Here is a 19877-nt window from a genome sequence, read left to right on the forward strand (position 1 = left end):
CTTTTTTTGTTTTTGTAGGAGCTGCCGCAGGCTGCGATCTTTTGATCTTGAAAATCAAAAGATCGCAGCCTCGTTTCACTCGACAGCTCCTACCAGCTCTTACATAGGCAGGGGCCTCAAGGCGCAAACGGCATCACCCGCTTGTGGTGCGTCTTGTTGTACGTGCTGACGATGATCTTGAACGCTTCCTCACGCACCGGCTCGCCATGCAGGAAAGCGTCGATCTCGGCGTAGGTCACGCCGTGGGACGCTTCGTCCGGTTTGCCCGGCGACAGGTCTTCAAGGTCGGCGGTCGGGACTTTTTCCACCAGCGATTCCGGAGCGCCAAAGCTGCGGGCAATCGCCCGGACCTGGTTTTTCACCAGGCCGCTGAGCGGTGCCAGGTCGCAGGCGCCGTCACCGAACTTGGTGAAGAAACCCATCACCGCTTCCGCCGCGTGGTCGGTGCCGATCACCAGGCCGTGGGCGGCGCCGGCGATGGTGTACTGGGCGACCATGCGCATCCGCGCCTTGGTGTTGCCGAGCACGAAATCCACCGACACCGCATGTTTGCCTTCGAAGGCCGCCACTTCATTGGCCAGGGATTTGACCGCCGGGCCGATGTTCACGGTGTGGCGCTCGTCCGGGTTGATGAAATCCACCGAAGCCTGGGCATCGTGTTCATCGAACTGAGTCTCGTACGGCAAGCGCACGGCGATGAACTTGTAGCTGCCGTCGCCCGTGCGCTGGCGCAGTTCACGCATGGCGCGCTGGGCCAGCAGGCCGGCGGTCAGGGAATCGACACCGCCGCTGATGCCCAGCACCAGCGTCTTGAGCCCGGAATTGACCAGGCAGTCCTGGATGAAGGTAATGCGTCGGGCGACTTCGGCCTCGAGGGCGGCGTCATCGGCGAACGGCGGTTGAACCTTGAGCTGCTCAGCAATCTCACGCTGTACGGCTTGCATGAATTCACTCCTTGCTTGATGTGCTGGAAAGGGCGGCAGGAACCTGGAAAACGTGTCGCAAATAGGCGACGAAATTCGGGTCTTTACAGTGAGTCTTGCCTGGCTCGTCGGAGATCTTCGCCACCGGCGCGCCGTTGCAGGCGGTCATTTTAAGCACGATGCTCATCGGTTCGACACCCGGAATGTCACAGGTCAGGTTGGTGCCGATGCCGAAGCTGACATTGATCCGACCGCGCAGCGCCCGGAATATTTCCAGTGCCTTGGGCAGCGTCAGGCTGTCGGAGAAGGTCAGGGTCTTGCTCATCGGGTCGATGCCGAGCCTGTGGTAGTGGGCGATGGCTTTTTCCGCCCACACCACCGGATCACCGGAATCATGGCGCAAGCCGTCGAAGAGCTTGGCGAAAAACAGGTCGAAATCGCCGAGAAAGGCATCCATGGTGATGCAGTCGGTCAGGGCGATCCCCAGCAAACCGCGATACTCGCGGACCCAGCAATCGAGGGCGGCAATCTGACTGTCGATCAATCGCGGGCCGAGTTGCTGGTGAGCCATGATCCATTCGTGGGCCATGGTGCCCAGCGGTTTCATGTCCAGTTCCCGGGAAAGGTGCACGTTGCTGGTGCCGACGAAACGGCCGGGGAAATCGTGCTTGAGCACGTTCACCACTTCTTCCTGCACGCGGTACGAAAAGCGCCGACGCGTGCCGAAATCGGCTACCTGCAACTCCGACAATTCGTCGGTGCTGGCGTTGGCGGTGAGCCAGTCGAACTTGCGATAGAGCTGCTCGCGGGCCTGCTCCAGGACGATTTCCCGGTAGCGATAGCGGTTACGCACTTCGCTGACGATCGCCAGTATCGGCACTTCGAAAAGGATCACATGCAGCCACGGCCCGCGCAGGCGGATAAACAGCTCGCCGTTTTCGATGCCGGTGTGGATGTAGCGCAAGTTGAAGCGAAACAGCCCGAGAAAGCGCAGAAAATCCGGCTTCAGGAAGCTGATGCGCTCCAGGAAGCTCAACTGGTCGGCGCTAAGGCTCAACTCGGCCAGGCGCTCGATCTGGAAACGGATCTCCGCCAGGTACGGGCGCAAATCCTCGCTGTTACGGCAACGAAACTCCCATTCGACTTCGACGTTCGGGTAGTTGTGCAGCACCGCCTGCATCATCGTCAGTTTGTAGAAGTCGGTGTCGAGCAGGTTCTGCACGATGCGATCGGCAAACACACTCTCGCTCATAACGGGGGTTCTCCACATTCAATAGAGCTAGTGGCGCATATCGAGGACGGGAATTGCCAGCATTTTTTACGCTAACCCTGTGTAGGAGCTGACGAGTGAAACGAGGCTGCGATCTTTTGATCTTGTCTTTAAAGAGCAAAATCAAAAGTTCGCAGCCTCGTTTCACTCGTCAGCTCTTACAGGGATTTATCAGCGACAGCAGGGTGGTCAACCTGCTCCAGCATCCACTTCACAAAATCCCGCACCTTCGGCACTTCCGCCGAATGCTCCGGATACGCCAGGTAATAGGCATCGGTGCTGGGCATTGCATGTTGCCAGGGAATGACCAGTTTGCCTTCGGCCAGTTCCTCTTCCACCAAAAACCGGGGCAGCAATGCGACGCCGCAGCCGACTTGCGCGGCGCGGATGCACATGTAGAAGGTTTCGAAGCGCGGGCCGTGGTAGCTGTGTTCGGTGTGGTAGCCCTGACTGTCGAACCAGTCATGCCAGCCCTGGGGGCGTGAGGCGTTTTGCAGCAGGACCAGGTCGGTGAGTTGCGTCGGGTCGGTGAACGGCTCGGCTGGCAGGCTGCCGGGAGCGCAGACCGGCACCAGTTCTTCGCTGAACAACTTCAGGCATTCGGTACCCGGACGTGAGCCCTGGCCAAAGTAGAACGCCAGGTCGCTGCGGCCTTGCAGCAGATCGTCGGCTTCCTGTTCGCTGCACAGGTCCAGGTGAATCGACGGATGGCGCAGGCGCCAGCCTTTCAGCCGCGGCACCAGCCAGCGTGCGCCGAATGTCGGGGGCGTTGAGACGCGCAGGACTTCGGTTTCGCCACCGTAGGAGCGCAGGTAATGGGTCGACATCTCGACCTGCGTGAGGATTTTTCGTACTTCCACCAGGTACAAATCGCCCGCCGGGGTCATTTGCAGGCGTCGACGCACCCGGCGAAACAGCAAGTGCTGCAGCAGCTCTTCCAGTTGCGCGACCTGCTTGCTGACGGCGCTCTGGGTCAGGTTCAGTTCTTCGGCGGCCCGGGTGAAGCTCAGATGCCGGGTCACGGCTTCGAAACACTGCAGGGCAGCGATCGATGGCAAATAGCGTTTGTTCAGCATGGGCGGTCCTTGTTCTTGTCTCTTTATTGCCAGCAATGCACAGCATGAATAAACGGAATGATATCTCTCTTAAAGGTCGTTTGTTGAGTAACCTCGGGGGCGCTAAAACTACAGGTCTGATCAGCCGTGATTTTCCGGCTGCACCCGTTCCGTTTTTTGCTTGAGGAGTGACCCATGGTTGCCGCATTGCTTGATCGTCTTGGTGTGAACCCGGCCCTGTACCAGAACGGCAAAGTGCCGGTACATTCGCCCATCAACGGCAGTCGCATCGCCGCCGTGAACTGGGAAGGCGCTGCCGAAGTCGAGCAGCACATCAGTCGCGCAGATCATGCGTTCGAACTGTGGCGCAAGGTTCCGGCGCCGCGTCGTGGCGAACTGGTGCGTCAACTGGGCGACATTCTGCGTGAATATAAAGCCGATCTCGGCGAGCTGGTGTCGTGGGAAGCCGGCAAGATCACTCAGGAAGGCCTGGGTGAAGTTCAGGAAATGATCGACATCTGCGATTTCGCCGTCGGCCTGTCCCGTCAGTTGTACGGTTTGACCATCGCCTCGGAGCGTCCTGGCCACCACATGCGTGAAACCTGGCATCCGCTGGGCGTCGTCGGCGTGATCAGTGCGTTCAACTTCCCGGTGGCGGTCTGGGCCTGGAACGCTACGCTGGCGCTGGTCTGCGGTAACCCGGTGATCTGGAAACCGTCGGAAAAAACTCCGCTGACCGCACTGGCCTGCCAAGCGCTGTTCGATCGCGTGCTGAAGAACTTCAGTGACGCACCTCCGCACCTGAGCCAAGTGATCATCGGTGGCCGCGATGCTGGTGAAGCGCTGGTCGACGACCCGCGTGTCGCGCTGGTCAGCGCCACCGGCAGCACCCGCATGGGCCGCGAAGTGGCGCCGAAAATCGCCGCTCGTTTCGCCCGCAGCATTCTGGAGCTGGGCGGTAACAACGCAATGATCCTCGGCCCAAGCGCCGATCTGGACATGGCCGTTCGCGCGATCCTGTTCAGTGCCGTCGGCACCGCCGGTCAGCGTTGCACCACGCTGCGTCGCCTGATTGCCCACGAATCGGTGAAAGAAGAAATCGTCACCCGCCTGAAAGCCGCCTACTCCAAAGTACGCATCGGCCATCCGCTGGAAGGCAATCTGATCGGCCCGCTGATCGACAAGCAAAGCTTCGAAAACATGCAGGACGCGCTGGAACAAGCGCTGAGCGAAGGCGGCCGGGTGTTCGGCGGCAAGCGCCAACTGGAAGACAAATTCCCGAATGCCTATTACGTTTCGCCAGCGATCGTCGAAATGCCGGAGCAAAGCGACGTGGTCTGCCACGAAACCTTCGCGCCGATCCTTTATGTGGTCGGTTACAGCGACTTCAACGAAGCACTGCGCCTGAACAACGCCGTGCCACAAGGCTTGTCCTCGTGCATCTTCACCACCGACGTGCGCGAAGCGGAGCAGTTCATGTCGGCGGTGGGCAGCGACTGCGGCATTGCCAACGTCAATATCGGCCCGAGCGGTGCGGAAATCGGCGGCGCGTTTGGTGGCGAGAAAGAAACCGGCGGTGGCCGTGAGTCGGGCTCCGACGCATGGCGCGGCTACATGCGCCGTCAGACCAACACCGTGAACTACTCGCTGGAGTTGCCGTTGGCTCAGGGTATTACGTTCGACTGAAGGGCCTCATCGCGGGCAAGCCTTGCTCCTACGGGATTTGTGTTGTGGCACATACCTGTAGGAGCAAGGCTTGCCCGCGATGCTTTTGATTTTAGTTTGTTAGGTTTCATTTTCGGAGTCTGGCAATGCCGTTACGCGAAGAGTGTCTGTGGGAAAAACTGACGCCGCAAAGGCCTGACAACGCGGCGCTCAGAGGTGAAGTAAAGGTCGACGTCTGCGTCATCGGTGCCGGTTTCACCGGACTGTCGGCGGCGGTGCATTTGCTGGAGCAAGGCAAGACGGTTTGTGTGCTGGAAGCCCAGCGCGCCGGGCATGGCGGATCGGGGCGCAACGTCGGGCTGGTCAACGCCGGGATGTGGATTCCACCGGACGAGATCGAGGCCGGGTTTGGCGCCGAAGTCGGCAGCCAGCTCAACCGCATGCTGGGTGCGGCACCGTCGCTGGTGTTCAGCCTGATCGACAAATACAACATCGATTGCCAGTTGCGCCGCGAAGGCACGCTGCACATGGCGCACAACGCCCGTGGCGAAGCGGACTTGCGCAGTCGTGAAGAACAATGGAAACGCCGTGGTGCGCCGGTGGAATTGCTCACCGGGCAGGCTTGCGAACAAGCTACGGGCACCAAGAAAATCGCCGCTGCGCTGCTCGACCGGCGTGCTGGCACCCTCAACCCGATGGCCTACACCACGGGGCTGGCCAAAGCGGCCATCGGCCTCGGCGGCCAATTGTTCGATCATTCCCCAGTGACCCGACTCGAACGTCAGGGCCAGCGCTGGTCGGTGCAAACCGCGCAGGGCTCGGTACTGGCCGAGCAAGTGGTGATTGCCTCCAACGCGTACACCGAAGGTGACTGGACCGAGCTGCGGCGCAATTTCTTCCCCGGCTATTACTATCAAGTGGCGTCGGTGCCGTTGACCGAAGACGCTGCGCAGCAAATTCTGCCCGGTGGCCAGGGTTCCTGGGACACCCGTCAGGTCCTGAGCAGTATTCGTCGCGACAAGGACGGGCGCCTGCTTCTTGGCAGTCTGGGTAATGGCAACCAGAAGCCGGCCTGGTTCCTCAAGGCTTGGGCCGATCGCGTCCAGCAGCATTACTTTCCCTACCTCAAACCGGTTGAATGGGAGTGCACCTGGACCGGTTGCATCGCGTTTACCCCCGATCATCTGATGCGCCTGTTCGAACCGGCGCCCGGTTTAGTGGCAGTCACCGGCTATAACGGTCGGGGCGTGACCACAGGAACGGTCGTCGGCAAAGCCTTTGCCGATTACTTGTGTAACGGAAATCCTCAGGCGCTACCGATTCCCTTCGCTCCCATGCAGCCACTGGCCGGGGTGGGCCTGCGCAGCTGTTTATATGAGGCAGGGTTTTCGCTGTATCACGCAGGCCAGTGCTTGCGGATCGTGATCTGATTGTTGAAATTTGTTGCGGGGAGCGGCGCTTTTTCGTTCAGCAGCTAGCCTGTAATGGTGCGGGTTGTAGCAGTCCCGCACCAGCAGTGTGCAGTTCGGTGACGTACGTTGTTACAGGCTGGTTGCACGCCGTTTGGTGCCGCGGTTGCAATGATGGCGCAGAGGGGTTGCGCCTCGAAAAAAATACGGTTTCACCTTCCGCGGTTTAGACGGTTGCACGCCCAATGAAAATGGGTCAGAAACAGTCGAAATAACAATAAAGCAGCGACTTTTTTCAGAATAAAAAACCGATGGCACGGCCCTTGCTCTGAGCATTCAGTGAAGTCGCAGTGCCAATTAAAAAAAAACCTTGGAGCACCACCTCATGTCCCAGACGTTTTACAAGAAAGGCTTTCTGGCCCTCGCAGTGGCTACTGCGTTGGGTGTTTCTGCGTTTGCTCAAGCTGATGTGAAAATCGGCGTAGCGGGTCCAATGACGGGCGCCAACGCAGCATTTGGCGAGCAGTACATGAAGGGTGCACAGGCAGCAGCCGATGCGGTGAACGCAGCGGGCGGCGTAAACGGGGAAAAAATCGTATTGGTCAAGGGCGATGACGCCTGCGAACCGAAACAGGCTGTGACGGTCGCCAAGGACCTGACCAACCAGAAAGTTGCCGGCGTGGTCGGTCACTTCTGCTCCTCGTCGACCATCCCGGCCTCCGAGATCTACGATGAAGCAGGCATCATCGCCATCACTCCAGGCTCCACCAACCCACAGGTTACCGAACGCGGCCTGAGCGCCATGTTCCGTATGTGCGGTCGTGACGACCAGCAAGGCATCGTGGCCGGCGACTACATCGTCGACGTGCTCAAGGGCAAGAAGGTTGTCGTGCTGCACGACAAGGACACCTACGGCCAAGGCCTGGCTGACGCCACCAAGGCTCAACTGGTCAAGCGCGGCGTAACGCCAGTGCTGTATGAAGGCCTGACCCGTGGCGAGAAAGACTTCAGCACCATCGTGACCAAAATCCGCGGTGCCGGCGCCGACGTCGTCTACTTCGGCGGCCTGCATCCGGAAGCCGGTCCACTGGTGCGTCAACTGCGTGAACAAGGTCTGAAAGACGTCAAGTTCATGTCCGACGACGGCATCGTGACCGACGAACTGGTGACCACCGCTGGCGGCCCGCAATTCGTTGACGGCGTGCTGATGACCTTCGGTGCCGACCCACGCCTGCTGCCAGACAGCAAGGCCGTGGTAGACGCATTCCGCAAGGCCGGTACCGAGCCTGAAGGCTACACCCTGTACGCCTACGCTTCGGTGCAAACCCTGGCTGCAGCTTTCAACGGCGCCAAGTCCAACAAGGGCGAAGAAGCGGCTGCCTGGCTGAAGAAAAACCCGGTCAAGACCGTCATGGGCGAGAAGACCTGGGACAGCAAGGGCGACCTGAAAGTCTCCGACTACGTGGTTTACCAGTGGGACAAGGACGGCAAATACCACCAGCTGGAAAAACAGAAGTAAGGGCTGTTCCGATTACTTGAACCCACATATCCCCTGTGGGAGCGGGCTTGCCCGCGATGGCGGACGGGCAGGAGACAATTTCGTCGAATGTACAACCGCTATCGCTGGCAAGCCAGCTCCCACAGGGGGCGGTGTGGGCCAGGTTGATCGTGTTTGACATTGCTCCGACGTAAATCTGTATTTTCCTTAGAAGAACCGCACCCCCACAGGTGTGCAGGTTCTCATTGCGTGAGATTGCGTTATGGATGGTATTTTCCTGCAGCAACTGGTCAATGGCCTGACCCTCGGGTCGGTCTATGGCCTGATCGCCATCGGCTACACAATGGTCTATGGCATCATCGGCATGATCAACTTCGCCCACGGCGAGGTTTACATGATTTCCGCTTACCTCGCGGCGATCAGTCTGGCTCTGCTGGCTTACTTCGGTATCGAATCCTTCCCGCTGCTGATGCTCGGCACTCTGATCTTCACCATCGTCGTCACGGCGGTGTATGGCTGGGTCATCGAACGTGTCGCCTACAAACCCCTGCGTAACTCCACCCGACTGGCACCGCTGATCAGCGCCATCGGTATTTCGCTGATCCTGCAAAACTACGCACAGATCGCCCAGGGCGCGAAGCAACAAGGCGTTCCTACGTTGCTGACGGGTGCGTGGCGTGTCGAGGTCGGCACAGGTTTCGTGCAGCTGACCTACACCAAGGTGTTCATTCTGGTCGCCGCGTTTGTCGGGATGGCCGCGCTGACCTACATCATCAAGTACACCAAGCTCGGCCGCATGTGCCGTGCAACCCAGCAAGACCGCAAGATGGCTTCGATTCTGGGGATCAACACCGACCGTGTGATTTCCTACGTGTTCATCATCGGTGCAGCGATGGCGGCCCTGGCCGGCGTGCTGATCACCATGAACTACGGCACATTCGACTTCTATGCCGGCTTCATCATCGGGATCAAGGCGTTCACCGCCGCGGTGCTCGGCGGGATTGGCTCGCTGCCTGGCGCCATGCTCGGCGGGATCATTCTCGGGATTTCCGAGTCGCTGTTCTCTGGTCTGGTGAACTCGGACTACAAAGACGTTTTCAGCTTCTCGCTGCTGGTTCTCGTTCTGGTCTTTCGGCCCCAAGGCCTGCTCGGCCGTCCTCTTGTGTCGAAGGTGTAAGCGATGTCTTCAACCACTAAAAAAACCATTGATATCAAAAAAAGTCTGGTTGACGCGATTCTTGCCGGCCTCATCGCCCTGATTGTGTTCGGGCCGATTGTCGGCGTCGTTCTCGATGGCTATGGCTTCAACCTGGAAACCACCCGGGTAGCGTGGATTGTCGCCATTGTCATGGCCGGTCGCTTTGCCCTGAGCATGTTCCTGCAAACCCCCAAGGGCCTGAGAATCCTCGAAGGTTTTGAATCCACCGGTTCCGGGGTCCATGTACTGGCGCCTGACTACAAGTCCCGTCTGCGCTGGATCATCCCGCTGATGATCGTCCTCGCTGTGGTGTTCCCGTTCTTCTCCAACTCGTACCTGCTGGGCGTAGTCATCCTCGGGCTGATCTACGTGCTGCTGGGCCTGGGGCTGAATATCGTGGTCGGCCTGGCCGGCCTGCTCGACCTGGGTTACGTGGCGTTCTACGCCATCGGTGCCTACGGCCTGGCGCTCGGTTATCAGTACCTCGGATTGGGTTTCTGGACGGTGCTGCCGCTGGCGGCGATCACGGCGGGGCTGGCCGGTTGCATCCTCGGTTTCCCGGTCCTGCGCCTGCACGGTGACTACCTGGCGATCGTGACCCTGGGCTTCGGTGAAATCATCCGTCTGATCCTCAACAACTGGCTGTCGCTGACCGGCGGCCCGAACGGCATGCCGGCACCACTGCCGACCTTCTTCGGCCTGGAATTCGGCAAGCGGGCGAAGGACGGCGGCGTACCGTTCCATGAGTTCTTCGGCATCGCCTACAACCCGGACGTGAAGTACTACTTCATCTACGCGGTGTTGTTCCTGGTGGTTCTTGGCGTGCTGTACATCAAGCATCGCCTGACGCGCATGCCTGTGGGCCGTGCCTGGGAAGCGCTGCGCGAAGATGAAATCGCCTGCCGTTCCATGGGCCTGAACCACGTGCTGGTCAAGCTCTCGGCATTCACCATCGGTGCATCGACGGCGGGTCTGGCGGGCGTGTTCTTCGCGACCTATCAAGGTTTCGTCAACCCGACCTCGTTCACCTTCTTCGAATCCGCCCTGATCCTCGCCATCGTGGTACTCGGCGGCATGGGCTCGACCATCGGTGTGGTCATCGCGGCCTTCGTACTGACCGTCGCTCCGGAGCTGCTGCGTGGCTTCGCCGAATACCGAGTGCTGCTGTTCGGCGTCCTGATGGTGTTGATGATGATCTGGCGACCGCGCGGCCTGATTCGGATCAGCCGTACCGGTGTGACCCCGCGTAAAGGAGTAGCGCCATGAGCGAAGTCGTACTCAGTGTCGAAAAACTGATGATGCACTTCGGCGGCATCAAGGCGTTGAACGATGTCAGCCTGCAGGTCAAGCGCAACTCGATCTTCGCCCTGATTGGCCCCAACGGTGCGGGCAAGACCACGGTGTTCAACTGCCTGACCGGGTTCTACAAGGCCTCTGGCGGCAAGATCGAACTCAACGTGCGTGGCGAGCAGACCAACGTCATCAAGCTGCTGGGCGAATCGTTCAAACCGACCGATTTCGTCTCGCCTAAATCCTTCGCCAGTCGTTTGTTCTACAAGGCGTTCGGCGGCACCCACCTGGTGAACCGCGCCGGGCTGGCGCGGACATTCCAGAACATTCGCCTGTTCAAGGAAATGTCGGTGCTGGAAAACCTGCTGGTGGCCCAGCACATGTGGGTCAACCGCAACCTGCTGGCGGGCATCCTCAACACCAAGGGCTACCGCAAGGCCGAGAGCGATGCGCTGGACCACGCGTTCTACTGGCTGGAAGTGGTGGACCTGGTGGACTGTGCCAACCGCTTGGCCGGTGAGCTGTCTTACGGCCAGCAACGTCGTCTGGAAATCGCCCGCGCCATGTGCACCCGTCCGCAGATCATCTGCCTCGACGAACCGGCCGCGGGCCTCAACCCTCAGGAAACCGAAGCGCTGAGCGCGATGATCCGGCTGCTGCGTGACGAGCACGATCTGACCGTGGTGCTGATCGAACACGACATGGGCATGGTTATGAGTATTTCCGACCACATCGTGGTGCTGGACCACGGCGTCGTCATCGCCGAGGGCGGCCCCGACGATATCCGCAACGACCCGAAAGTAATTGCCGCCTACCTGGGCGCTGACGAAGAGGAAGTGGTATGACCCAACCCATCCTCGAACTCAAGGATCTGAACGTGTTTTACGGCCCGATCCAGGCCCTCAAAGGCGTGTCGCTGCACATCAACGAAGGTGAAACGGTCAGTCTGATCGGCTCCAACGGTGCCGGCAAATCGACCCTGCTGATGTCGATCTTCGGTCAGCCACGGGCGGCGGACGGGCAGATCCTCTATCAGGGCGTGGACATTACCCACAAGTCGTCGCACTACATCGCGTCCAACGGCATCGCGCAATCGCCGGAAGGCCGGCGGGTGTTCCCCGACATGACCGTCGAGGAAAACCTGCTGATGGGCACCATTCCGATTGGAGACAAGTATGCCAAGGAAGACATGCAGCGCATGTTCAAACTGTTCCCTCGGCTTGAAGAGCGGCGCACTCAGCGTGCGATGACCATGTCCGGCGGCGAACAGCAAATGCTGGCCATCGCCCGTGCGTTGATGAGCCGACCGAAACTGCTGCTGCTTGATGAGCCGAGCCTCGGGCTGGCACCGATCGTGGTGAAGCAGATTTTCGCCACCCTGCGCGAACTGGCGAAAACCGGCATGACCATCTTCCTGGTGGAGCAGAACGCCAACCATGCCCTTCGCTTGTCCGACCGCGCTTATGTGATGGTCAACGGCGAAATTCGCATGACGGGTACCGGCAAGGAATTGCTGGTCAACGAGGATGTGCGTAACGCCTATCTCGGCGGTCACTAGATCGTTAGCGTTCAACAAAACGCCCTGACGTGCTCAACGTCGGGGCGTTTTTTTATGCGCGCTCTATGGGGCTGTTGTAGGAGCTGTTGTAGGAGCTGTCGAGTGAAACAAGGCTGCGATCTTTTGATCCTGTTTTTTAAGATCAAGATCAACCGATCGCAGCCTTCGGCAGCTCCTACAAGAGCGGCGTTGCGACGTAAAGTAAAATTGTGGAAAACAAATTCCCCAAGCTCCCAAACCGCGATATAAAGCCGCTGCAAATAGTTGTTTTGTCACGGTTTTGACTTGTCCCCGTTTGCTGTGGAGCTGGCTGTGAATAACGTGGGAGTAGCTGGCTGAGAGCCTTTCAATCCGTGGCCTCCAGCGACATGATTGTTTTTTGATCAGGCGTTTTTGCGTGGCTTCAGGGTGGGTTTGTCAACCTTTTTCTGGGTGACGAAAGTGCAGCAAGTTACAGTGAACAAGCCTGTGGATAAGTCTGTGATTAAACTCTGGAAAGACTTGGCTGAAGGCCGTGGTTACTGGCTTGCGGCCATCGTCGGTTTGACCGGCTGGTCGGGAAAATTGCCATGGGCTACACAGCAGGTCCGTCAGGGTCAAGCAAAAAAGTTTTAGAACACCTCGCAAAGCCTTGTGGATAGCGGCTTTCAGCTTTTCCACTTGCCCCCGGAATGTGTGGATGGGGCTGTGGATAACGTGCGCGCACATGGCTGCAAGCCACGGAGGGTAAGGTGTTGCGTGGTTTGATCGTTTTTTGTACAGGTTGTGCGGTGGTTGCCGCTGTGAGCAAGGCCGGGCATGCTGCCTGCTGATTTTCTATTTCCATGGCTGAGCATCAGCCGAAGCAAGGAGAACACGATGTCCAACACCCTGTTTATTACCGGCGCGACCTCCGGTTTTGGTGAAGCCTGTGCCCGTCGTTTTGCCGAGGCTGGCTGGAAACTGGTGCTGACCGGTCGTCGTGAAGAACGCCTCAATGCGCTGTGTGCCGAGCTGTCGAAGCAGACTGAAGTGCATGGCCTGGTGCTCGATGTGCGTGATCGCAAGGCCATGGAAGAAGCCATTGCCAACCTGCCACCGTCCTTCGCCAAATTGCGCGGGCTGATCAACAACGCCGGCCTGGCGTTGGGTGTTGACCCGGCACCGAAGTGCGACCTGGACGATTGGGACACCATGGTCGATACCAACGTCAAAGGCCTGATGTACAGCACTCGTCTTCTGCTGCCACGCCTGATCGCTCATGGTCGCGGTGCCGGCATCGTCAACCTGGGTTCCATCGCCGGCAACTATCCGTACCCGGGCAGCCACGTGTATGGCGCCACCAAGGCGTTCGTCAGACAGTTCTCCCTGAACCTGCGCTGCGACCTGCAGGGCACGGGCGTGCGGGTTAGCAACATTGAGCCGGGCCTGTGCGAAAGCGAGTTTTCGCTGGTACGTTTTGCCGGTGATCAGGAGCGTTACAACGCGACCTACGCCGGTGCCGAACCCATCCAGCCGCAAGACATCGCCGACACCATTTTCTGGGTGCTCAATGCCCCGGCACACATCAACATCAACAGCCTGGAATTGATGCCGGTCAGCCAGACCTGGGCCGGGTTTGCTATTGATCGCAGTGGTGGCAAGGCTTAACACCGAGTCATCGTTCTTCGCGAGCAAGCTCGCTCCCACATTGGATCGCGGTCAAATGTGGGAGCGAGCTTGCTCGCGAAGGGGCCGGTTCAGGCGATGAAGGTTCAGCTAGACTCCTCACCCAACAGCTCCGCCACACCCGGCGGTCTAGAGGTATTAGAGGAGAACAAGTGAGCAATCGAGGCGAGCAGTCGCTGCTCAAGCAATCGACCTTCCTGATGCTCGCCGTGACGGTCGCCGGGATCATCACCGGTTTTGTCTCGGGCGCCCAATCGATCCTGTTCGATGGCTTCTTTTCGCTGATCGCGGCGTTCATCAAGGTGTTGATGCTGATCACCGCCCGGATGATCGCCAAGGAAAGCAATCAGCGTTTCCAGTTCGGCTCCTGGCATCTGGAGCCCATGGTGCTGGTGATCGAGGGCAGTTTCATTTTCCTGGTCGCCATTTATGCCTTTCTCAACGGTGTGTTCGGCATTATCAGCGGTGGCCGCGAGGTTGAACTGGGGCTGGTGATCTTCTACGCCGCGTTCTTCACGGTCGTTGAGCTGATTTATTATTTCTACGTCCGCCGTCGCAATCGCACACTCAAGTCATCGCTGATCCAGTTCGACAACATCAGTTGGCTGGTGGACGCGATGCTGTCGGCGGGCCTGCTGGTGAGTTTCCTCATCGCGCTGCTGCTCAAGACTCAGGGTTACGGCAAATGGGCGGTGTACGTCGACCCGATGATTCTGATTCTGCTGGCCTTGGGCATGCTCCCCCCGGCGTACAAAATCCTCGGCCCGGCATTGCGCGATGTGTTGGGGATTGTCCCGGATCAATTGGACGACAAGGTGCGTCAAGTGATGGACGTGGCCAAGGTGGAGCATGGTTTCGACGATTACATTTCCTACGTGCAGAAACACGGCCGGGCCTGTTTTATCGAGATTCACATTGTGTTGCCGAAGGATTATTGGCTGGACGGAGTGGGCCAACTGGACAGTTTGCGCGAGGAAATTTCCGCGAAGCTCGGTGAACCGGATGCCGCACGATGGTTGACCATCAGTTTTACCGGGGACCGGAAGTGGATTGAGTAACTTCCGATCCTTTCGATATCAGCCGAGGTACTCGGCCAGCCCGCGATAGCAAGTCGCCAAGTGATAAGGCGTGGTCGACGGCATATCCCGGCGACTGACTTCACCTTGCTCATCACGGCATTCATACCAGCCACCGGCATGCAGCGAGCGTTGCTGCAATGCCTGCAATTGGCGCAGCACCTCAGCTTCGCTGTCCGGCCGCAACGTCAACGCACGCAAATACTCGGCCTGCGCCCAGATACGCTGGGTGGCGTCCCGGGCGCCGCCATCCGGCCCCAGATCAAGCATGGCCCGCACCGCGCCGGTTTGTTGATCGACACCCAGTTGTTCGGTGAACGCGAAGGCGCGCTCCAGCGAAGCATGCAGTTTCGAACCCCGCAGCAGCTCCGATGATTCCAGCAGGAAATACCATTCGAACTGATGTCCCGGTTCAAACCAGTTATCCACTGCCCCCAACGGTTTTTCCATCAACACGCCGTGTTGCGGATCGATAAAACGCTTCTGCATGGCTGTGCACAACTCGACGAGTGCGCGTTGGACGCCGAGGTCTTCGCGTACCGCCAGCGTGGCGAGGAAGGCTTCGGCCAAGTGCATCAACGGATTCTGCAACGGTCCGCTTTGCAACGATGACCAGTCGCGATCGAGGCTGGCTTCATAGAGGCCGTCGCCCGTGGCGAATCGCCGGGCAATCACTTCCAGGGCAGCGTTGAGCACCGACTCCACCAACGGCTCGCGAACTTTGTCCCAGTAATGGGCGCAGGCGAACAGGATGAAGGCGTGGGTGTAGAGGTCTTTGCGCTGATCCAGCGGCGCGCCGTGTGGGTCGATGCTGTAGAACCAGCCGCCGTGCTCGGCATCGTGAAAGTGCCGCTGCAAGGAACGGAACAGCGCTGCCGCACGCTCTTCGGCATCCGACACCTGGCCGATCAGACTGGCAAACAGATACAACTGCCGCGCACAGGCCATGGCCCGGTAGCGTTGAGGTGGCAGGGGATTGTGCTCGGCGTCCAGCGCCTCATAGGGCAGCGCCATCTCGGCATTCCAGCCGGGACCTTGCCAAAGCGGCACAATCACGTTGTGGAAGTGCTGTTGCACCGAGGTGAACAGGGCGGTCAGTTCAGGCTGGGAAGCGGAGCGGGAAACAGGCGGCATTGGCTGGCGTCGTCACGGCAGGGGCGATTGCGCGACATGTTAGCAGGCCTGAGAGTTGTGGTGTCTGTCAGGCCGTCATCGCTGGCAAGCCAGCTTCCACAGGTTAAGTGCAAATCCCTGTGGGAGCTGGCTTGCCAGCGATGAGGCCAGTTCAGGCAATAGAGAATCAGCCGGCCAACAACCACACACCGGTCGCCGCCGAAGCCGCACCCGCCAATCGAACCAACGGCGCCGCAGCTTGTGGCAGCACGCGCACTAGCGCATAACCCAACCCATGCAATGCTGCCGTCGCCGCGACAAACCCTGCGGCATACATCCAAGGGCTCGACATGTCCGGCAGTTCCAGGCCATGGGCCACGCCATGGAACAACGCGAACAACGCCGTGGAACCGACCGCCATGCTCAACGGCGGACGCACCGCCAAGGCCACCGCCAGACCCAGCGCCAGCACCGACGCGGCGATCCCGCTTTCCAGCGCCGGCAGGTTCAGCCCTTCAAAACCCAGCAACCCGCCCAGCAGCATGGTGCCGACGAAAGTGCACGGCAGCGCCCAGCGCGCCGCGCCTTGTTGCTGCGCCGCCCACAGGCCGACCGCGAGCATCGCCAGCAAATGGTCGAGGCCGCCGATCGGGTGGCTGATGCCGGCGATCAAGCCGTTATCGCCGTGCCCCGGGTGGGCGAAAGCGATGGCCGGGGTCAGCAGCAGGGCCATGGCGCCCAGAATGCGTTTCAGTGTCATGAATTGGCTTCCTTGTGGATAAATCGTGATCAGGCAGCAGTCAGCAAGCCCTGGCGTTCGATGAAGGCGATGATTTCTTCCAGGCCCTGGCCGGTTTTCTGATTGCTGAAGACGAATGGCTTGCCGTTGCGCATGCGCGTGGTGTCGCTGTCCATCAGGGTCAGCGACGCGCCAACCAGTGGTGCGAGGTCGATCTTGTTGATCACCAGCAGATCGGATTTGCAGATCCCCGGTCCGCCCTTGCGCGGCAACTTGTCGCCGGCGGAAACGTCGATCACGTAGATGGTCAGGTCGGACAGTTCAGGGCTGAAGGTGGCCGAGAGGTTGTCGCCACCGGACTCCACCAGAATCAGGTCCAGTCCTGGGAAGCGGCGGTTGAGCTGATCCACGGCTTCGAGGTTGATTGAGGCGTCTTCGCGGATCGCGGTGTGCGGGCAACCGCCGGTTTCCACGCCGATAATGCGCTCCGGCGCCAGCGCTTCGTTGCGCACCAGGAAATCGGCGTCTTCGCGGGTGTAGATGTCGTTGGTGACGACGGCCAGGTTGTAGCGCTCGCGCAGGGCCAGGCACAGGGCCAGGGTCAGGGCGGTTTTACCGGAACCGACCGGGCCGCCGATGCCGACGCGCAGAGGTTGTGTGTTCATGTGGTTCTCCAAAAAAGGGCGGCCAAAACAACAGGCCCTAGGAACGGAACAGACGGCTGTACTGGCGCTCATGCGCCATGCACGCCAGGGACAGGCCAAACGCGGCGCTGCCATAGTGGTCGGGGTTGATGTGGCTGGCGTCCTGCTGGGCTTGTTGCAGCAGCGGCAGCAGTTCGCTGGTCAGGCGTTGGGCGGCTTGCTGGCCCAGCGGCAGGGTTTTCATCAGCACCGCCAATTGGTTTTCCAGCCAGCTCCAGAGCCACGCGGCCAGCGCATCCTGCGGGCTGATCTGCCAGGCGCGAGCGGCCAATGCCCAGCCCAGCGCCAAGTGTGGTTCGCGGCGTTGCTCAAGAAAGGCACGCGCCGCTGCATCGAGTTCCGGCAAGCCGTTGAGCAACTGCTGCAAGGAGTAGCCCATCTGCCGGCTCTCCTGATGCAGTTCGCGGGTTTCCCGGCTGGCGCGGTGCGCTTCGCAGCGTTGCAGCAGTTCGCTCCAGTTTTCCTCTGCCGCCGCCACGCAATGGGCGAGCAGCAACGGAGCTTCGAAGCGAGCAAGGTTGAGCAGCAATTGATCGCTGATCCAGCGCCGCGCACTGTCGGGATCGTGGACGCGACCGTTCTCCACGGCCATTTCCAGGCCTTGGGAATAGCTGTAGCCACCAATCGGCAATTGCGGACTGGCCAGGCGCAGCAATGCCCATGCGGGGTTCACAGGCGAACGCCGAACTGATGCAGCTTCGGTGGATAGTTGAAATCTTCATCGCCGTGACGCGAATGATGATGGCCGCCGCCGTAGGCGCCGTGTTCCGGCTGGAACGGTGCCTCGATGTTTTCGGCATGGGCGCCCAATTGTTCGAGCATGGCCTCGAGCACGTAATCGTCTAGCAGGCGCAACCAGCCATCTCCCACTTGCAGGGCAACATGGCGATTGCCCAGGTGATAGGCCGCGCGGGTCAGTTCGAAGGCATTGGCGCAGGTGACGTGCAGCAGTTGTTCCGGGCGGGCGCAGACGCGGACGATGCGTCCGTCTTCGGCCTGCAAACATTCACCGTCGTACAACGGTGATTGGCCGCGCTCCAAAAACAGCCCGACATCTTCGCCCTCGGCACTGAAACAGCGCAAACGGCTTTTGCTCCGGGCTTCGAAGGTCAGGTGCAACTCGGCGGCCCAGACGGGTTGAGGGTCGATTCTGCGATGAATCACCAGCATCGGAAAGCTTCCAGCAATGGACGATGCAGAGGCTAGAGCAAGGGGCTTGCCAATCGGCGTGATGTGTAGGAAATGGCTGACGGAGGTGTAGGGCGAGTTGCGAAGTGTTGAGGATTTTTGGCTGAAGTTGGTGCGCTTCAGTTTTTTTATGCACTAATTTGTAGCACGCAAAAAAAGATCGCAGCCTTCGGCAGCTCCTACAGGGAACGCATTTCTTTGTAGGAGCTGCCGAAGGCTGCGATCTTGTAATGCATTACTCGGTGCTGCCCAGGCCTTGCCAATGCTTGAGGCCGATAAAGATAAAACGCAACTGCTGGGTGATTTTTGCCTGTGGCGTCAGGTGTTCCGGCAGCGCCTCGGCCGGTGGGTCGATGATGTCCGGCAAGGTGGCGAACACGCTTTTGACGATCAGGTCGGCCATGACACTCAAACCGGCGATGTCCAGGTGTTGCAGCTTGGGCATCAACGACAGGTCGGCAGCGAGGTCCGAGCTGATGTCTTCGCGCAGACGGCCGATGGCCAGGCGCACCGGCAGCGAGCCGCCGTACTGTTCGCGGGCCAGAAACAGGAACTGCGAACGGTTGGCACTGACCACGTCGAGAAAGATCCGCACCGACGCATCGATAATGCCGCCCATGACGAACTCGTTGTGCCGCACCAGGCGAATGGTTTCACGGAAGGTCTGGCCAACTTCGCTGACCAGCACCAGGCCCAGTTCATCCATATCGGCAAAATGCCGGTAGAAACCGGTTGGAACGATCCCGGCAGTTTTCGCCACTTCGCGCAGGCTCAGGCTGCCGAATCCTCGGCCGCCTTCCATCAGGCGACGGGCAGCGTCCATCAGGGCGTTGCGGGTTTGTTGTTTCTGTTCGGCGCGGGGCAGCATCGCAAGGGCGTTTTCTGAAGAAGGACAGCGGCGCACTCTAGCAAATCGGCTTTGCCGGCGTCGAACGGCGATAGGGGGATCAGGCGAGGAGATGCGGCGTCTATAAAGTGAAAGGCCAGAATGTCAAAAGCCCAATCCGGTGATTGGGCTTTTTTTCGGGGCCGCCATGGGCTCAGCTCGTAGCGCTGTTGCGTTCGATTACACGGTCACCACCGCCTTCGGCAAGGGTTTGACCTGGGGTGCGATCGGAACCGTCAGCGGCAAGGGTTTGACCTGGAGTGCGGTCGGAACCATCAGCGGCAAGGGTTTGACCTGGAGTGCGGTCGGAACCATCAGCGGCAAGGGTTTGACCTGGAGTGCGATCGGAACCGTCAGCAGCAACAGTCTGGCCTTGTTTGGTTTGGTCGTAGCCATCTTCAGTGATCAGGTTTTTTTCTTTCAGGCGATCGTTACCGCCTTCGGCCAGGGTTTGGCCCGGGGTGCGATCGGAACCATCGGCAGCGACGGTTTGGCTGAACACCGAGTGGTTATCTTTGACTTGCGGAGTGGCCTGGTCAGCGGCCGGCAATGCGAAGGCAGTGCTGGCCAGCATAGAGAGTGTAAGGCTAAGCAGAAGTTGGCGTTTCATGATTGGGTGCTCCGTAGGAGGGCGATAAATTGGGTACGAGGGCAATGC

The 19877-nt window shown here is 59.6% G+C and carries 20 protein-coding genes; 10 read left to right on the forward strand and 10 right to left on the reverse strand.

Annotated elements, in window-relative coordinates; genetic code table 11:
- Positions 1–116: 116 nt before the first annotated feature.
- The 3 genes from nadE to ACM110_RS26455 form a co-directional block, all read right to left on the reverse strand.
- A complete protein-coding gene (gene nadE / locus ACM110_RS26445; protein ID WP_416130071.1) occupies positions 117–944 on the reverse strand; it encodes an ammonia-dependent NAD(+) synthetase in 828 nt (275 codons plus the stop codon).
- A 4-nt stretch (positions 945–948) separates the two neighbouring features.
- Positions 949–2175, reverse strand: a complete 1227-nt coding sequence (gene pncB, locus ACM110_RS26450) for a nicotinate phosphoribosyltransferase (RefSeq protein ID WP_416130072.1) — start codon at positions 2173–2175, stop codon at positions 949–951.
- A gap of 176 nt (positions 2176–2351) precedes the next feature.
- Positions 2352–3269 carry a LysR family transcriptional regulator gene (locus ACM110_RS26455; protein ID WP_416130073.1) on the reverse strand — a complete coding sequence of 306 codons (918 nt, stop codon included), beginning with the start codon at positions 3267–3269 and terminating at the stop codon, positions 2352–2354.
- Positions 3270–3443: 174 nt separating this feature from the next.
- Between ACM110_RS26455 and ACM110_RS26460 the strand changes: the two genes are divergently transcribed.
- The 10 genes from ACM110_RS26460 (at position 3444) to ACM110_RS26505 (ending at position 14571) form a co-directional block, all read left to right on the forward strand.
- Complete coding sequence (locus tag ACM110_RS26460; protein ID WP_416130074.1) at positions 3444–4934, forward strand: aldehyde dehydrogenase family protein; 1491 nt, start codon at positions 3444–3446, stop codon at positions 4932–4934.
- A gap of 125 nt (positions 4935–5059) precedes the next feature.
- Positions 5060–6343 (forward strand): NAD(P)/FAD-dependent oxidoreductase, encoded by a 1284-nt coding sequence (locus ACM110_RS26465; protein ID WP_416130075.1) that lies wholly within the window; start codon positions 5060–5062, stop codon positions 6341–6343.
- 364 nt (positions 6344–6707) lie between these two features.
- Positions 6708–7841, forward strand: a complete 1134-nt coding sequence (locus ACM110_RS26470) for an ABC transporter substrate-binding protein (RefSeq protein WP_338584448.1) — start codon at positions 6708–6710, stop codon at positions 7839–7841.
- Positions 7842–8082: 241 nt separating this feature from the next.
- Entirely contained in the window at positions 8083–8997 is a 915-nt protein-coding gene (locus ACM110_RS26475) for an ABC transporter permease subunit (RefSeq protein ID WP_046819754.1), read from the forward strand.
- Between the two features lie 3 nt (positions 8998–9000).
- Positions 9001–10284, forward strand: a complete 1284-nt coding sequence (gene livM, locus ACM110_RS26480; protein WP_338584449.1) for a high-affinity branched-chain amino acid ABC transporter permease LivM — start codon at positions 9001–9003, stop codon at positions 10282–10284.
- The gene (locus tag ACM110_RS26485) at positions 10281–11153 is read left to right on the forward strand and encodes an ABC transporter ATP-binding protein (protein WP_338584450.1); all 873 of its coding nucleotides are present in this window, start codon (positions 10281–10283) and stop codon (positions 11151–11153) included. The genes livM and ACM110_RS26485 overlap by 4 nt, the downstream gene beginning before the upstream one ends.
- Positions 11150–11866, forward strand: a complete 717-nt coding sequence (locus ACM110_RS26490) for an ABC transporter ATP-binding protein (protein ID WP_416130076.1) — start codon at positions 11150–11152, stop codon at positions 11864–11866. The genes ACM110_RS26485 and ACM110_RS26490 overlap by 4 nt, the downstream gene beginning before the upstream one ends.
- Positions 11867–12238: 372 nt before the next feature.
- The gene (locus tag ACM110_RS26495; protein WP_416130077.1) at positions 12239–12481 is read left to right on the forward strand and encodes a hypothetical protein; all 243 of its coding nucleotides are present in this window, start codon (positions 12239–12241) and stop codon (positions 12479–12481) included.
- A gap of 243 nt (positions 12482–12724) precedes the next feature.
- Positions 12725–13495: an SDR family oxidoreductase gene (locus ACM110_RS26500; protein WP_416130078.1), complete on the forward strand. Its 771-nt coding sequence runs from the start codon at positions 12725–12727 to the stop codon at positions 13493–13495.
- A gap of 170 nt (positions 13496–13665) precedes the next feature.
- Positions 13666–14571: a cation diffusion facilitator family transporter gene (locus ACM110_RS26505; RefSeq protein ID WP_416130079.1), complete on the forward strand. Its 906-nt coding sequence runs from the start codon at positions 13666–13668 to the stop codon at positions 14569–14571.
- 18 nt (positions 14572–14589) lie between these two features.
- Here the strand turns inward: ACM110_RS26505 and ACM110_RS26510 are convergent, their stop codons facing one another.
- The 7 genes from ACM110_RS26510 to ACM110_RS26540 all read right to left on the reverse strand — a co-directional run bounded on the left by ACM110_RS26510 (position 14590) and on the right by ACM110_RS26540 (position 19829).
- A complete protein-coding gene (locus ACM110_RS26510) occupies positions 14590–15723 on the reverse strand; it encodes an AGE family epimerase/isomerase (RefSeq protein ID WP_416130080.1) in 1134 nt (377 codons plus the stop codon).
- A gap of 166 nt (positions 15724–15889) precedes the next feature.
- On the reverse strand, positions 15890–16462 hold the full coding sequence (locus ACM110_RS26515; RefSeq protein WP_416130081.1) for a HupE/UreJ family protein: 573 nt from the start codon (positions 16460–16462) through the stop codon (positions 15890–15892).
- 29 nt (positions 16463–16491) lie between these two features.
- Entirely contained in the window at positions 16492–17106 is a 615-nt protein-coding gene (gene ureG / locus ACM110_RS26520; protein ID WP_274076826.1) for an urease accessory protein UreG, read from the reverse strand.
- A 37-nt stretch (positions 17107–17143) separates the two neighbouring features.
- Positions 17144–17818 (reverse strand): urease accessory protein UreF, encoded by a 675-nt coding sequence (locus ACM110_RS26525; RefSeq protein ID WP_416130082.1) that lies wholly within the window; start codon positions 17816–17818, stop codon positions 17144–17146.
- Positions 17815–18315 carry an urease accessory protein UreE gene (gene ureE / locus ACM110_RS26530; protein ID WP_416130083.1) on the reverse strand — a complete coding sequence of 167 codons (501 nt, stop codon included), beginning with the start codon at positions 18313–18315 and terminating at the stop codon, positions 17815–17817. The genes ACM110_RS26525 and ureE overlap by 4 nt, the downstream gene beginning before the upstream one ends.
- 253 nt (positions 18316–18568) lie before the next feature.
- Entirely contained in the window at positions 18569–19201 is a 633-nt protein-coding gene (locus ACM110_RS26535; protein ID WP_338584457.1) for a TetR family transcriptional regulator, read from the reverse strand.
- 172 nt (positions 19202–19373) lie between these two features.
- Entirely contained in the window at positions 19374–19829 is a 456-nt protein-coding gene (locus tag ACM110_RS26540; RefSeq protein ID WP_416130084.1) for a hypothetical protein, read from the reverse strand.
- Positions 19830–19877 lie beyond the last annotated feature (48 nt).

Source organism: Pseudomonas sp. NFX98, assembly GCF_047784845.1.
In the GTDB taxonomy this organism is placed as follows: domain Bacteria; phylum Pseudomonadota; class Gammaproteobacteria; order Pseudomonadales; family Pseudomonadaceae; genus Aquipseudomonas.